This window comes from Paenarthrobacter sp. DKR-5, from assembly GCF_018531425.1.
In the GTDB taxonomy this organism is placed as follows: domain Bacteria; phylum Actinomycetota; class Actinomycetes; order Actinomycetales; family Micrococcaceae; genus DKR-5.
Genome location: NZ_JAHBOI010000005.1, coordinates 295,521 through 310,575, shown reverse-complemented (window position 1 = coordinate 310,575; position 15,055 = coordinate 295,521). Strand labels below are relative to the sequence as shown.

Below are 15,055 nucleotides of genomic sequence, written 5' to 3'. Positions count from 1 at the left end.
CGCTGCTTAGAGGCTGCTGAAGCGTTATCCCCGCGGTTTGAGAAGTCCGCGGACCTGGTCTCCGATACGGAGCCCGTCGCGGTCCATCCAGTACCGACGCAGCACACTCATTCCCACGCAGATGTCCATGGAATGAACGCCCGCCAGGGCGCCGATATCCTCGGTGATGAAATCCGCCAGCTCAGAGGGCCCTGCGAAGACACCGTTGTGAATCACCGAGGTGCTGCCGGCAACCATGGAGACCATGCGCGCGGACGGGTGCTGGCTCAGGTCCGTCAACACTGCGGGGATCGCTGAGGGGTCGACTTGCAGGGAGATGATTGCGTTCAGCGGGAACCCGACCGCGCCTGGTTCCACTTCGACCCGGGGAGAAATAGCGCCGGAACCCAGGATCGTCTGCATGCTGCGGTAAGCAGTGGAGCTGCTTACCGACAACTTACGGGCAAGTTCAGCTGCTGAGATGCGCGCGTTGTGCCCCAATTCCAGCAACGTGCGGAAGTCGATGTCGTTAAGGTCATCGATCCGCGAGATCGCGGGAAGCACTACCTGGTCGGCGTAGCCTTCCAACGCATTGTGCTGCTGCTCCGTAAGCCGGTTGAGCCGCCAGGACTGGCCAACGCGCGGGCTCTTCAGCACGAGTTGGCTCTGCGCGGAGGCGATGCCTGGTATGGAAGGAATTCTGCGGCTGATCAAGTCGTTGGCGTCCGAGCCGACAAGCGGAAACAGATCCGCGTAAATGTCCGCGCTTCCCGAGGTGACAAGCAGGAACTGGATCTCAGGGAATTCCTTCATCCGCTCGGCCACTTCGTAGGAGCGCCCGGGCTGGCAGCGGATCCACATCTGGAGCGGGTTGCCCGACGTGATAAGCGGCCAGGCAAAACGACCGATCACCTTGACAACACGATCCCGCTGCAGCCTTTTAAGCTTCCGCGTCACCGTCGTTGTCGGTTGCTCCAGAATCTCCGCAAGCGTAGTCGCGGGCACCCGAGGAGCAACCTGCAGCGCGGCGACGATATCCAGATCAACGGGGTCCGTGATGACTGATGCATCCTCGGCCTCCAGCGCGGGCTCAGCGGTCATGAAGGAACAGTAACACTTTGCGGCCACCTTCTGGTCGAATAATTCACATTCAGTCTGAGTCTTGAAAGAAAAAACCAAAAACTCTTGTCACGGGGAAGACTTTCTCCTAGCCTTTTCCGAGAGCGAGGTCACACTATTTCCCATCCGGGGGTCCACGGGATTGCCGAGCCCCACCCGAGCACGAAACGAGGTTTAAGCGTGAGTACCGAACAACCGTGGCAGTGGCCAGAAACAACCTGGAGAGGACATGTCGAGCGTGTCCGAGCCGGGCGCCCCCTCATGGACACCGACGCCGCCAAGCGCTGGCCGCAAGGCGCAAAGAGCGCCGTGTTGCTCTCCTTCGATTCCGACCACGAAACCCCTTCGCTGCGCGACGGTGAAACCAGCCCAGGAAAGATGGCGGCCGGCGAATACGGCATCCGGGTGGCCGTGCCACGCATCCTCGGACTGTTGCAGCGCTATCAGGCGCCGGCATCCTTCTACATTCCCGCGGTCTGCGCCCTGCTTCGGCCCCATGAAGTCCCCGCCTACGCCGAAGCCGGACACGAGGTGGCCGTACATGGCTGGATCCACGAACGGAACACCCAGTTGAACTACGAGCAGGAACTGGACCTGCTCGGTCGCGCCGTCGACGTGCTCCACAAACAGGCGGGCGTCCGACCTACCGGTATCCGCACACCGTCTTGGGACTTCTCCGACTCCACTCTGGACGTGATCCGTGAACTCGGCCTCATGTACGACTCATCTCTCATGGCTGACGACGAGCCCTACGAACTCCTCGCCCAGGGCGAGGCGACCGGCATTGTCGAAATACCGGTTGAGTGGATCCGCGACGACGCCCCCTACCTGATGATGGACCGGTTCGCTTCCCTGCGGCCCTATACGCCACCGCGCGAGTTGCTGCAGATCTGGAAGGACGAGTTCGACGGCGCTTACGCCGCCGGCGGCGTCTTCCAGCTGACCATGCATCCACACATCATTGGCCACCGGTCCCGGCTGGTGGTGCTCGAAGAACTTCTGCAACACATCCGCACTTTCGACGACGTCTGGGTCACGACGCACGCCGAATTGGCCAACCATGTCTCCGCCAACCTCACTCCTAGGGACACCACATCATGAGCGAACTGACCGTGAATGAAGCAAGCGTTCACCAGACCAAACTGTCCAGCCGCGGCCGCAAAGCCATCATCGCTGGCTCCATCGGCAACACCGTGGAGTGGGTGGACTGGTCCGTCTACACCACCTTTTCCTCCGTCTTCGCGCACCACTTCTTCCCGGCAGGCAACGCCATCGCCGCCCTGCTCGGCACCTTGGCCATCTTCGCTGTCGGTTTCATCATGCGCCCAGTGGGCGCGGCGGTGCTCGGCGCCTACGCTGACAGGCACGGCCGTAAGAAGGGCCTGGTGCTCACTATCGGCCTCATGGCATGCGCATCGTTGGTCATCGGCCTGATCCCGACGTTTGACGCCATCGGGGTCGCAGCACCTCTGCTGCTCCTACTGGCGCGGATGGCACAGGGCTTCTCAGCCGGCGGCGAGTTCGGCTCCTCCTCGGCGTTCCTGATTGAATCTGCGGCGCCGCAACGCCGCGCCTTCGCCGGGTCCTGGCAGCAGGTGTCCGTGGGCGCCGGCATCCTGATTGCCTCGGGACTTGGCACCATCATTACCTCTACTTTGTCCAAGAACGACATTGATGCATGGGGCTGGCGCGCGGCCTTCATTATCTGTGCCCTCCTCGGCGTGGTTGGGCTCTGGCTGCGCTCGTCCGTAGAGGAGACCGAATCCTTCACCAAGGCGAAGGCAGCGACCGAATCAGCCGCCCTCCAAAGCATCGGACAGCGCCGCGGGATCGTGGCCAGCATGTTCGTCGACCACCCGCGGGCCACCCTCCGCGTCTTCGGTGTCACCATCGCCGGCACGTTGCTTTATTACATGTGGGCCTCCTACATGCCGACCTACGCGGCCGTCTCCACCCACATTCCGCTCAACCAGGCCCTCTTTGCCAACTTCATCGCCATCCTGATCTTCCTGGTGCTGCTGCCCTTCGCTGGGCTTCTCTCGGACAAGATCGGCCGCAAACCCACCATGACGGCGTTCGCCGGTGGCTTCCTTATCTTCGCGTGGCCGGCATTCCACTTCCTCAATGGATCCTTCGTCAGCCTGCTCATCATCGAGATCATCGGAATCGTGCTGTTGCTCGGCTACTCGGCCAACTGCGCAGTCATCATGGCCGAACAATTCCCCGCCGCCCTGCGCGCCACCGGCATCGGACTGCCCTACGCCCTGGCTGTGGCAATCTTCGGCGGCACCGCGCCTTACATCACCACCTGGCTCAATGCGAGCGGGCTGGGCGGCTGGGTCTGGCTCTACTGCGCCATCGCCGCAGCCATCGGCGTCGCCGTGTACCTGACTATGCCTGAAACCAAGGGAAAGAAGCTGGATTGAACCGCCATATCGTCATCACCGGTGCCGGCAGCGGCATCGGACGCCAGATCGCCCTCCGTTTCGCCGAACACGGCGGGACACTGACCCTAGTGGACTTCCGCGGGGACGCGGCAGCCACCGTCGCAGCGGAAGCCAAGGAACTCGGTGCGTCGGCGGTGCACGTGCACACGACCGACCTGCGGGATCCCGAAGCGCCGGCGGAGGCGATCGCCGAGGCTTGGGCCACTGCGCCGGTGGACGTGTTGGTTAACTCGGCTGGCGTCTACCCGGCCACCCCATTCCTTGAGTTGAATGCAGCCACCTGGGACGCAGTGCAGCACCTGAATGTCCGTGCTCCGTTGCTCACCACGGTCGCCTTGGCCCGGTTGGCGTGCGAGAGCGGCTGCAAACCGGTCGTCGTAAACATCTCCTCCGGAGCGGCCCTGCGTGCCCGCCCCGGGGCTGCCCCGTACGCCACATCCAAGGCGGCCCTGGAAATGGTTACCCGTGCCTCGGCGCTGGAACTGGGGCGGCTGGGCATCCGAGTGAATGCCGTCGCCCCTGGCTTCGTCACCGTGGACAGCGAGGCCAATCCGGTCACGGAGGAATACGCTTCAGCAGTCTCCGCCAACCCACTTGGCCGCCGCGGGCGCCCGGATGACATCGCCAAGGCGGTGCTCTGGCTCTGCAGCGACGAAGCCGAATGGGTCACCGGCGAGGTGCTGCGGGTGGACGGCGGCGCATCCACGGGTGCCATGAACTTGCCGCTGCATTGGACCCCAACCATCTTGAAGGAAGTTGACGCATGAGCCAGCCAGTTACTGAGATGCCCTATACCGTCGTCGGCGCTGGCGCCATCGGCGGCACGCTTGCCGTCCATCTGGACGCACAGGGTGTACCTGTCCAGCTCGTGGACGCCGACGCTGCCCATGTGGAGGCGATCCGCCGCAGGGGCCTGCAACTGCAGACCCCGGAAGGCACCCGCACGGCACATCTGCCCGTCTTCGGCCTCGACGACGCCCCGGCCCGGCTGGGACGGGTGCTCCTGGCCGTGAAGGCCCAGGCGACAGATGCCGCCGCGGCGTGGGTGGCGCACAGGCTCGAACCCGACGGCTATGTGGCCTCCCTACAGAACGGGCTAAACGAGGCGACGATTGCTGCCCATGTCGGTCCCGAGCGCACCGTCATCGCCTTCGTGGACTTGTTCGCCGACGTTATGGAGCCGGGCGTTATCAAGGACGGGGGTGCCGGCGGCATGGCGCTGGGCGAATACGCCGGCGGCGTGAGCGAGCGGGTACACCAGCTCGCCCACGACCTGCGACACTGGGGCTCCCCCGTGGTTACGGACAATGTGGCGGGGTTCCTGTGGTCGAAACTCGGCTTCGGCGCCATGCTCACCGCCACCGCGCTGGCCGATGCAGACATGAGCGAGCTAATTGACCGGCACCGGCCGGGGATGGCTGAACTCGCCGCAGAGGTCTTCGACGTTGCCGGCGCGGAAGGCGTCGTTCTGGAAGGTTTCGACGCGTTCGATCCGGCCGTCTACCGCCGCGGGGCCGACGACGACGCACGCGAACGTGCAACCGACGCCCTCGTGGCGTGGCTGGCGACCCAATCCAAAACCCGCTCGGGCATCTGGCGCGACATCGCCGTGCGCAAGCGCCCCACGGAGGTCCCCACTCAGTACGGGCCGGTGATCGCCACGGCACGCGAACACGGCATCAGCGTTCCACTGCTGGAGGAGATGGTCGCGCTCATCGGGCAACTGGAAACCGCCACCATCGAGATGGGCGAGGAGCACCTCGCTGCCCTCGACGCAAAGGTAGCGGTGCGCTCGTGAGCGCGGTTCCTTCAAGAACATCCTCGGCCCTACCCTCATGGATGGCAGCCCACCGGAACGAGATGGTCCTGGACCTCACGGACTACGTGAGCCAGGAAACGCCGTCGGATGACAAGGACCTGCTCATCAAAGGCCTCGACTGGGTGGAACGGTGGCTGGGTGCGCGCCTGGGCGAGCCCGCGGCCCGGCGGATCTTTGACGGCGGTGAACACGGCGACACCGTCGTCCTCGACTACCCTTCGACGTCGTCCCCCGACGGTACGTGGGTAACCACGCTCTGTCATTACGACACCGTATGGCCCGCAGGGACACTTGCCGACTGGGCCGCCACAATCGACGGCGACTGCTTCACGGGGCCCGGCGCTTTTGACATGAAGGCTGGCCTCGTCCAGCTTGTCTGGGCGCTGAAGGGGTGCGAGGCGCTGGAACTTCCACGCCCGCATGTTCGCTTGGTGCTCAACGGTGACGAGGAGACCGGCAGCCCGGCATCCCGTCCGGTGATCGAGCAGGAAGTAGTCCGCAGTGCGGCAGTGCTGGTATTCGAGGCCAGCGAGAACGGCGCTCTCAAAACCGCGCGCAAGGGGGTCGGCATCTTTCGGGTGGAAGCCCGGGGCGAAGAAGTCCACGCCGGCCTCAACCCGGAAGCGGGAGCCAGTGCCGTGGACGAAATCTCCCGGGTGGTGCTCGCGCTGCATGCCGCAACGGATCTCGACAAAGGAACCAGCGTCAACGTCGGCGTCCTCAACGGCGGAACACGAACCAACGTCAAGGCCGGCCGCGCCACGGCCCAAGTGGACGTCCGGGTCAGCTCTGACGAGGAGGCTCGGCGAATCGATGCTCTCTTCGCTTCGCTTCGCCCACACAATCCGCAGGCCGAGCTCACAGTCAGTGGGGGATGGAATCGCCCGGTTATGCCCCGCAGTTCCGACACGGTACGCATGTTTGAGACCGCAAACGAAGTAGCCGCGGCACAGGGCTTCGAGCTGGACGAGATTTCCGTGGGGGGCGCTAGCGACGGCAACTTCGCCGCAGCCCTCGGCCTGCCAGTGCTGGACGGACTGGGAGCTGTCGGAGCCGGCGCCCATGCCCGCAGCGAGTGGGTCAGCATCTCCGGGATGCTCGAACGGGCGGCCCTCGCGGCCGGGCTTCTCACCCGCTTGGCCTAAACCGCCGGCGCGGCCGCCGGCCAACGGCAACTGCGTGGAGGGCCTCCGGCACCAATTGCCGGAGGCCCTCAGGTCTCCACCCCTGTCCATGCCCCTTCAGGGGCCCGCGGCCCCCGCCTTCGGTCTATCCTCGGTACCAAGCGGCCGCGCGGGGCCGCACCCTGCAGAGGCAAAGAAGGCAGCATGAGCCTGAAGACGCGGCCCGGGCGGTCCGGTTGAGCTTCGTCTGGCTGGCCCTCATCGCCGTCGTCGGCATCGCCGGCCCGCTCCTGGCCGTCCCGGTCAGATGGCACCTGCCCGTAGTGCTCGGCGAACTGCTGGCCGGCCTTGCTGTCGGCCGGAGCGGCCTGCAGTGGGTGGACTCCGGTGACCCCGCCTTCACGCTGATGGCTCAGATCGGCTTCGCTTTGCTGATGTTCGTCGCCGGAACCCATGTGCCGGTGCGGGACGCCGCCCTGCGCGGCGCCGTCACCCGCGGAGCGCTGCGCGCCCTTGCTGTCACCGTGCCCGCGGTGCTGGCCGGAATCGCCGTCGCAACCGCTTTCGGCGTCGCTCATGCGCCGCTGTACGTCGTCCTGCTCGCTTCCTCGTCGGCAGCCATGGTGCTGCCCGTCATCGACTCCCTGCGCCTGACCGGCCAGAGCGTGCTCGAGCTGACCACACAGGTCGCTGTCGCGGACGTCGCCGCGATCCTCGCGCTGCCTCTCGTCGTTGATCCTCCTAATGCAGGGCGGGCCGCCGTCGGATCGGTCGTCGTGTCCGCGTGCGCGGCGCTGCTGTTCTTTGGGCTCAGGGCGGCCGAGAGGGCCGGGCGGCGCAGGCGGGTGCACAACCTGTCCGAGACCCGCAAATTCGCCCTCGAACTGCGGATCCAGCTGGCCCTGCTGTTCGCCCTCGCCGCCCTGGCCACATTCACGCACGTGTCGATCATGCTGGCGGGGTTCTCCTTCGGTCTGGCGGTGGCCGGCGTCGGTGAGCCGCGGCGGCTCGCCCGGCAGCTGTTCGCGCTCAACGACGGGTTCCTCGGCCCGCTCTTCTTCGTCTGGCTCGGCGCGTCCCTTAATTTGCGGGACCTCGTCGAGCACCCGCAGCTAATCCTGCTCGGCCTGGCGCTAGGAGTCGGGGCCGTCCTGGTGCACGCGGCGAGCGTGCCGCTGGGCCTGCCGGCCCCTTTCAGCATGATGGCGGCGGCACAGCTGGGCGTCCCGGTGGCCGCAGCCACGATCGGTTCGCAGCTCGGCCTGCTGGTGCCGGGCGAGGCTGCCGCCGTGATCCTGGGCGCCCTGGTCACCGTTCTGCTGGCCGTGCTCGGGGCCGCGTGGTCCGCACGGCGGGCAGCGGCAGCGAACCCGCCCGCCTGAGCCCGGCTTGATTACGATCCGGGTGTCATTCCGGGCCCGTTGCGGCACGGCCGATTGACCGTCGGGTTGCTCCGGTAGAGTCTGGTGCCATGAGTGTCTGGGTGGGCAAAAAGGGTCTCGTTCTTGCAGCTGCGCTGCTCTCCGTAACGGCGCTGAGCAGCTGCGCCAATCAGGCTGGTCCGGCTGCGGTTTCCTCCGCCGGGTCATCCGCGCCGGCGTCCGCGGCGGACACAGCAACCGCCTCTGATTCCTCGACGGCGTCCGAGTCGCCGACGACGGAATCCGCCACCGCTTCGGCAACCCCGGCGGTGACTCCCGCGGCCCCGGCCGGCCTGTGCGCCGCCTCCATGCTCAAGGGCTCGCTGGACGCCACCGGCGGAGGTGCCGCGGGCAGCGTATACATGAAGCTGATCGTGACGAACACCTCCGGCGCGGCCTGCACCATCAAGGGCTTCCCCGGCGTGTCCCTCGTGGCCAAGGACCACACCACGCAGCTCGGTGCCGCCGCCGTTCGCGACAACAGCACCACCGCCGTCGCCGTCAAACTCGCCCCGGGCGCCAAGTCCTTCGCCGTCCTGCGGTACACGAACGCGCAGAACTACGGAACCCGCTGCCAGCAGGTCCAGGCCGACGCCTTCCGGGTCTACCCGCCGAGCGCGACCGACAAGCTCTTCGTTACCTCCCCGCAGATCGCCTGCAGCAACACCGACATCAACCTGCTGACCATCGGGGCCTTCCAGCCGATGTAGGCTCCGGCGGAGGCTCGGCCTCCCGGCAGGGCGCGGGCCGCCGAAGCCGCTTGGTCAGGAGCCCTCAGCGCAGCTTCAGGCTGGCTAGGTCGACACCGCGGGGTGGTTCGCGCCGGCCGTGCTTCATCACGTACAGCCGCCAGGCCAGCACGCCGAAGACCGTCGCCGTCAGCCCTTGCAGGACGCCGGAAAGCACCGGGACGTCAATCAGCACCGCCAGCAGTCCCGCGCAGGCTGTGACGACGCCGGCGGTCACGATGGCCCGCGCACGTTCAAGCCGGCCGAACCAGGCCGTCCCCAGCCCGAGGATCAGCCAAGGCATGCAGCCCCGAAGGCCGCCGCCGGCCCCGCCGAACAGCACACCCGCCTCAATCAGGACGGCGACCAGCCCGTAGGCACCTCTGGTGCCGCGCAGGGCGGGAGGATGGCGCAGGAACCAAAGCGCGGTGAGCAATGTCAGGAGCAAGGTGCCGACGACGTAATGCGGCGCCACCGCGCCGTCGCCCTCCGGATCCATCAGGTCGGCCGCGGCACCCGTAAGAAAAAGAACCCCCAGCCCGAGCACGGGCACCCAGCTGTTACCTACCTGCCGCGCGTCCACGGCGCCCCCATCCTAAGAAAACCCACTGCTAAGACCCACTGCGGGCGCACGCAGCGTCCCGCACCGGGCGGCGAGACCAGCGCGCCCGGCTTCAGACAGATTACAACCAGCCGGACCCCGGACAGTGGATGCCGGGCCCGGGTCCGGAATGTCGGTAGCGTAGGGGATGATGATGCTGTGGTAAGCAACCCTGCCGGAGCCGGCCATGCCTGACGTGCTGGACCGATTCACCCCTGCCACCAGCGAGTGGTTCAGGGGCGCTTTCACTGCGCCCACACCGGCGCAGGAAGGGGCATGGAACGCGATCTCCGCCGGCTCGCACGCTCTGGTCGTAGCACCGACCGGGTCGGGCAAGACGCTCGCCGCCTTCCTGTGGGCGCTGGACCGGCTGCTCGCCTCCGGCGCCCAGGTACCCGTCCCCGCGCAACCGGTTCCGGCCAAAGGACGCCGGCCCAAGGAGCCGCGGCGGGGAACCCGCGTACTCTACATTTCGCCGCTGAAGGCGCTCGGCGTCGACGTCGAGCGGAACCTGCGCGCGCCCCTGATCGGCATCAGCCAGACCGCCAAGCGGCTGGAACTTCCGGCGCCGTCGATCACCGTTGGTGTCCGGTCCGGGGACACGACGGCAGCGGACCGCCGCTCCCTGCTGAGCAACCCGCCGGACATCCTGATCACCACTCCCGAATCCTTGTTCCTGATGCTGACCTCGCGCGCCCGCGAGACGCTCACCGACGTCGAAACCATCATCATCGACGAGGTGCACGCCGTCGCAGGCACCAAACGCGGCGCCCATCTGGCGGTGTCGCTCGAGCGGCTGGACGCGCTGCTGCCCAAGCCTGCCCAACGGATCGGCCTCTCGGCCACCGTCGAGCCGCGCGAGACCGTCGCCCGGTTCCTCGCCGGGAACGCCCCCGTGGAGATTGTTGCTCCCGCCTCGAAGAAGAGCTGGGAGCTGACCGTCTCCGTTCCGGTGGAGGACATGACGCAGCTGGGTGCGGCCCCTGCCGTGGAAGGTGTCACGGCCGACGGCGGGGATTCCGGTGCCGCCGCGCAGTCGATCTGGCCGCACGTCGAGGAGAAGATCGTCGATCTGATCCTGCAGAACCAGTCGACCATCGTCTTCGCCAACTCGCGCCGGCTCGCGGAGCGGCTGACGGCGCGGCTGAACGAGATCCACGAGCAGCGCCTCGAAATGGACTCCAGCCCTTGGATGGATGTGCCGGCGCAGGAGCCGGAAACGGTGGCGGCCGGAGGACGTGCCGGCGGCCCGCCCGCCCAACTGATGGCCCAGGCCGGCGCCACCAAGGGTGCGGACCCGCTGCTGGCCAAGGCACACCACGGGTCCGTGTCCAAGGAACAGCGCGCGCTGATCGAGGATGACCTCAAGTCGGGCCGGCTGCGCTGCGTGGTGGCCACCTCGAGCCTCGAGCTCGGCATCGACATGGGCTCGGTGGACCTGGTGATCCAGGTCGAATCCCCGCCGTCGGTGGCCAGCGGGTTGCAGCGGGTGGGCCGCGCCGGCCACCAGGTCGGCGAGGTCTCCAAGGGCGTGCTGTTCCCCAAGCACCGCGCGGACCTGGTGCATGCGGCCGTCACAGTCGAACGGATGCTCGCCGGGAAGATCGAGGCGCTGGCCATCCCGGCCAACCCGCTGGACATCCTGGCCCAGCAGACCGTCGCGGCGGCGGCCCTCGGCAGCATCGACGTCGAGGAATGGTTCGACATGGTCCGCCGGTCCGCGCCGTTCGCCACGCTCCCCCGCTCCGCCTTCGACGCGACGCTGGACCTGCTTGCCGGCCGCTACCCCTCCGACGAATTTGCCGAGCTGCGTCCGCGCATCGTCTGGGATCGCACCGAAGGTTCAATCACCGGCCGGCCGGGGGCCCAGCGTCTCGCGGTCACCTCCGGCGGAACCATCCCGGACCGGGGTTTGTTCGGTGTGTACATCGTGGGCTCCGAGGCTGAGGGCAGCGGCGCCAAGGGCGGCCGTCGGGTGGGCGAGCTGGATGAGGAGATGGTCTACGAGTCGCGCGTGGGTGACGTGTTCGCGCTCGGTGCCACCAGCTGGCGGATCGAGGAGATCACCCACGACCGGGTCCTGGTCTCCCCCGCGTTCGGCCAGCCGGGCAAGCTCCCGTTCTGGCGGGGGGACTCGCTCGGCCGGCCGGTCGAGCTGGGCCGGGCGCTGGGCGGCTTCATCCGGGAACTCGCCCAGACCGAGGAGGCCGCGGGCCTGGCCCGGCTGGAGGCAACGGGCCTGGACGAGTTCGCCGCGAAGAACCTGCTGGCCTACCTCCTCGAGCAGCAGCAGTCCACCGACGTCGTCCCAAACGACCGCGTGCTGCTCGTCGAGCGCTTCCACGATGAACTCGGCGACTGGCGGGTGGTGCTGCACAGCCCGTTCGGCATGCCGGTGCACGCGCCGTGGGCCCTCGCCGTCGGCGCCCGGCTGCACCAGCGGTACGGCATCGACGGGTCGGCGGTAGCGGCCGACGACGGGATCGTGCTGCGGGTGCCGATGATGGAGGACGAGCCGCCCGGGGCCGAGCTGTTCCTGTTCGATCCCGAGGAGCTGGACTCGATCGTCACTGCCGAGGTGGGCGGTTCTGCGCTGTTCGCGTCCAGGTTCCGGGAGTGCGCCGCCCGGGCCCTGCTGCTGCCGCGGCAGAATCCGGGCAAGCGCAGCCCGCTGTGGCAGCAGCGCCAGCGCTCCGCCCAACTGCTCGACGTCGCCCGGAAGTACCCGAGCTTCCCGATCGTGCTCGAAACCGTCCGCGAATGCCTTCAGGACGTGTACGACCTGCCGGCTTTGAAGCAGATTGCCTCCAGCATCGAGCGGCGCGAGCTCCGGGTCGTGGAGACCACCACCAAGCAGCCCTCCCCGTTCGCGCGCACCCTGCTGTTCGGGTACGTGGCGTCCTTCCTCTACGAGGGCGATTCCCCGCTGGCCGAGCGCCGCGCCGCAGCTCTGTCCCTTGACGCGACCCTGCTGAACGAGCTGCTCGGCCGGGCTGAGCTGCGCGAGCTGCTGGATCCGAAGGTGATTGAGCGGACGGAGGCCGAGCTGCAGCGGCTGCAGGAGGACCGGAAGGTGCGCGGCCTCGAAGGCGTGGCGGACCTGCTGCGCCTGCTCGGCCCCCTGACCGAAGCCGAGGCCGCCGAACGCACCGAGGAGTTCGACGCGGCGTGGCTCACCGACCTCGTACGGACCAACCGCGCCCTGCAGGTCTCCATCGCGGGCGAGGCCCGGTTCGCCGCCATCGAGGACGCCGCCCGGCTGCGGGACGCGATCGGGGTGCCGCTGCCGATGGGCGTTCCGCTGGCGTTCATCGAACCGGTGGCGGACCCGCTGGGGGACCTGGTCGGCCGCTACGCCCGCACGCACGGACCGTTCACCGCAGCCGAGGCCGCCGCCAGGCTCGGGCTTGGCGTGGCCGTGGTCTCCACCGCCCTGCAGCGCCTGGCCGCGGACGGCCGGGTGGTCGAGGGCGAGTTCCGTCCCACTCCGACCGCGCCACCGGCCGAAGAGACGGCGGGGACCGAGGCGGCGTCCGACGCGGTGCCGCGTCCGCCGGCCTCGGAATGGTGCGACGCCGAAGTGCTGCGCAAACTGCGGCGCCGGTCCCTCGCCGCGCTCCGCTCGGAAGTCGAGCCGGTGGATCCCGCCGTCTACGGCCGCTTCCTGCCGGTCTGGCAGAACGTGGGGTCCCGGCTGCGCGGGCTCGACGGCGTGGCGACGGTGATCGACCAGCTCTCCGGCGTGCCCGTGCCCGCCTCGGCGTGGGAGCCTCTGGTGCTGGGCACCCGCGTTGCTAACTACACGCCGGCCCTGCTCGACGAGCTGATGGCCACGGGGGAAGTGCTCTGGTCCGGCGCCGGCGCGCTGCCGGGCAATGACGGCTGGATCTGCCTGCATCTGGCCGAATCGGCTCCGCTGACCCTCACGCGGACGCCGGATTTCGAGCCCACCGAGCCGCAGCAGCGCATCCTCGACTATCTCGGCGGCGGGGCGTTCTTCTTCCGGCAGCTCGCCGAGGCGGCAGGCGGCATGGACGCGGTGCTCAGTGACGACGCCGTCGTGACCGCCCTCTGGGACCTGGTCTGGGCCGGGCGGGTCAGCAACGACACCTTCAACCCGGTCCGCGCACTGCTGGCCGGCGGGACCACCGCCCACCGCCAGCGGCAGCGGCCGCCGCGGCTGCGGTCCGCCGGCCGCTACGGCCGGCTGGGCGGCTCGCTCGGCGGCAGCTTCGGGGCAGGCCTGGCCGGCGGGCCGGTCCGGCAGGCGCCGGCCAAGGCCGCCGGGCGCTGGTCGGTGCTGCCGGAACCGGAGCTGGATCCGACGGTGCAGGCGCATGCCACCGCCGAGCTGCTGCTGGACCGCTACGGCGTGGTCACCCGCGGCTCAGTGGTCTCCGAAAACATTCCGGGCGGCTTCAGCCTGATGTACAAGATGATGTCCCGGCTGGAGGAAAGCGGCCGGTGCCGCCGCGGCTACTTCATCGAACAGCTCGGCGCGGCGCAGTTCGCGGTCCCCGCCACCGTGGACCGGCTGCGCTCCTTCACCGAAGACGCGGCCCTGAAGAAGCCTGAGCCGAAGGCCGTGATCCTCGCCGCCACGGACCCGGCCAACCCCTACGGTGCCGCGCTGGCGTGGCCCGCGCTCGACGTCGGCCACCGGCCGGGCCGGAAGGCCGGCGCTTTGGTCGTGCTCGTCGACGGCGCGCTCACCCTGTACGTTGAACGCGGCGGCAAGACCCTGCTGACCTTCACGGACGACGAGGAGGCGATCCGGCTCGCGGCGGGCGAGCTGGCCGGCGTCGTCAAGCGCGGCGCGGTGGACAAACTCGCCGTCGAGAAGGCCAACGGCGCCGAAATCCTCGGCACCGCGCTGGCCGCGGCCCTCGAAGGGGCCGGTTTCTATTCGACGCCGCGGGGGGTGCGGATCCGTGCCTGAGGGCGACACCGTCTGGCAGGCTGCCCAGCGCCTCAACGCCGCCCTCGCCGGGCAGGTGCTCACCAAGACGGACTTCCGGGTGCCCAAGTTCGCGACCGCCGACCTCGCCGGGCGCACCGTGCAGGAGGTCGTCGCGCGCGGCAAGCACCTGCTGATCCGCGCCGACGGGATGACCATCCACTCGCACCTGAAGATGGAGGGCCAGTGGCAGGTGTACCCGCGCGGGGACCGGTGGCGCCGCCCGGCGTTCCAGGCCCGCGCGGTGCTGGAAAACGCTGCCTCCACCGCTGTCGGATTCGAGCTCGGCCTGCTGGAAATCATCCCGACGGACGATGAGGAGCAGACCGTGGGCTATCTGGGCCCGGACCTGCTGGGCCCGGACTGGGACGCCGCCGAGGCCGAGCGCCGGCTCGCTGCCGCACCGGACCGCGCCCTCGGGGTGGCGCTGCTGGACCAGCGCAACCTGGCCGGGATCGGCAACGTCTTCTGCAACGAACTCTGTTTCCTCGTCGGCGTGCACCCGCTCTCCCCCGTCTCCGCAGTGCCGGACCTGCGCCGGCTAGTCGCGCTCTCCAAACAGGTGCTGGAGTTCAACCGGAACCGCCAACGCCGCTCCACCGCCGGCAGCGCTGGTGCCGCCCGGGGCCGCGGCAGCCTGGTCTGGGTGTACGGGCGGGACGGCAAGCCATGCCTGCGCTGCGGAACCACGATCCGCCAGGCCGAACTGGGCGCCAGCGACCTGGAGCTGCGGGTGACGTACTTCTGTCCGCACTGCCAGCCGCCCCCGGCGCCGGGCGCGGAGGGCACCGGCAGCTACGCGGGTGACTGAGCCCGCGGGGTTCCCGGCGACCGGGGCTGCGGGCGGCCCCGGTACGCTG

11 protein-coding genes are annotated in these 15,055 nt (G+C 68.5%); 9 read left to right on the top strand and 2 right to left on the bottom strand.

The genetic code is table 11. The features are described from left to right. Positions 1–24: 24 nt before the first annotated feature. Complete coding sequence (locus KIH31_RS13015; RefSeq protein ID WP_214427557.1) at positions 25–1,080, bottom strand: Lrp/AsnC family transcriptional regulator; 1,056 nt, start codon at positions 1,078–1,080, stop codon at positions 25–27. A gap of 279 nt (positions 1,081–1,359) precedes the next feature. On the opposite strand from KIH31_RS13015, the gene KIH31_RS13010 reads away from it, so the two are divergent. From KIH31_RS13010 to KIH31_RS12980, 7 genes are all read left to right on the top strand, one after another. Continuing rightward, positions 1,360–2,199 (top strand): polysaccharide deacetylase, encoded by an 840-nt coding sequence (locus KIH31_RS13010; RefSeq protein ID WP_214427556.1) that lies wholly within the window; start codon positions 1,360–1,362, stop codon positions 2,197–2,199. Next, positions 2,196–3,524, top strand: coding sequence for an MFS transporter (locus KIH31_RS13005; protein WP_214427555.1), 1,329 nt, complete (start codon positions 2,196–2,198; stop codon positions 3,522–3,524). The genes KIH31_RS13010 and KIH31_RS13005 overlap by 4 nt, the downstream gene beginning before the upstream one ends. Further along, the gene (locus tag KIH31_RS13000) at positions 3,521–4,312 is read left to right on the top strand and encodes an SDR family NAD(P)-dependent oxidoreductase (RefSeq protein ID WP_214427554.1); all 792 of its coding nucleotides are present in this window, start codon (positions 3,521–3,523) and stop codon (positions 4,310–4,312) included. The genes KIH31_RS13005 and KIH31_RS13000 overlap by 4 nt, the downstream gene beginning before the upstream one ends. Then, on the top strand, positions 4,309–5,343 hold the full coding sequence (locus KIH31_RS12995; protein WP_214427553.1) for a ketopantoate reductase family protein: 1,035 nt from the start codon (positions 4,309–4,311) through the stop codon (positions 5,341–5,343). Before KIH31_RS13000 ends, KIH31_RS12995 begins: the two co-directional genes overlap by 4 nt. 41 nt (positions 5,344–5,384) lie before the next feature. After that, positions 5,385–6,509: a M20 family metallopeptidase gene (locus tag KIH31_RS12990; protein WP_214427552.1), complete on the top strand. Its 1,125-nt coding sequence runs from the start codon at positions 5,385–5,387 to the stop codon at positions 6,507–6,509. Positions 6,510–6,724: 215 nt separating this feature from the next. Further along, positions 6,725–7,870 carry a cation:proton antiporter gene (locus KIH31_RS12985; protein WP_214427551.1) on the top strand — a complete coding sequence of 382 codons (1,146 nt, stop codon included), beginning with the start codon at positions 6,725–6,727 and terminating at the stop codon, positions 7,868–7,870. 89 nt (positions 7,871–7,959) lie between these two features. Then, complete coding sequence (locus tag KIH31_RS12980; RefSeq protein WP_214427550.1) at positions 7,960–8,619, top strand: DUF4232 domain-containing protein; 660 nt, start codon at positions 7,960–7,962, stop codon at positions 8,617–8,619. Between the two features lie 64 nt (positions 8,620–8,683). On the opposite strand, the gene KIH31_RS12975 is transcribed toward KIH31_RS12980, so the two are convergent. Continuing rightward, on the bottom strand, positions 8,684–9,220 hold the full coding sequence (locus KIH31_RS12975) for a hypothetical protein (RefSeq protein WP_214427549.1): 537 nt from the start codon (positions 9,218–9,220) through the stop codon (positions 8,684–8,686). Positions 9,221–9,425: 205 nt separating this feature from the next. Between KIH31_RS12975 and KIH31_RS12970 the strand changes: the two genes are divergently transcribed. Both KIH31_RS12970 and KIH31_RS12965 read left to right on the top strand, forming a co-directional pair. Continuing rightward, on the top strand, positions 9,426–14,177 hold the full coding sequence (locus tag KIH31_RS12970) for an ATP-dependent helicase (protein WP_214427548.1): 4,752 nt from the start codon (positions 9,426–9,428) through the stop codon (positions 14,175–14,177). Then, positions 14,170–15,006 (top strand): Fpg/Nei family DNA glycosylase, encoded by an 837-nt coding sequence (locus KIH31_RS12965; RefSeq protein ID WP_214427547.1) that lies wholly within the window; start codon positions 14,170–14,172, stop codon positions 15,004–15,006. Before KIH31_RS12970 ends, KIH31_RS12965 begins: the two co-directional genes overlap by 8 nt. Positions 15,007–15,055: the final 49 nt, after the last annotated feature.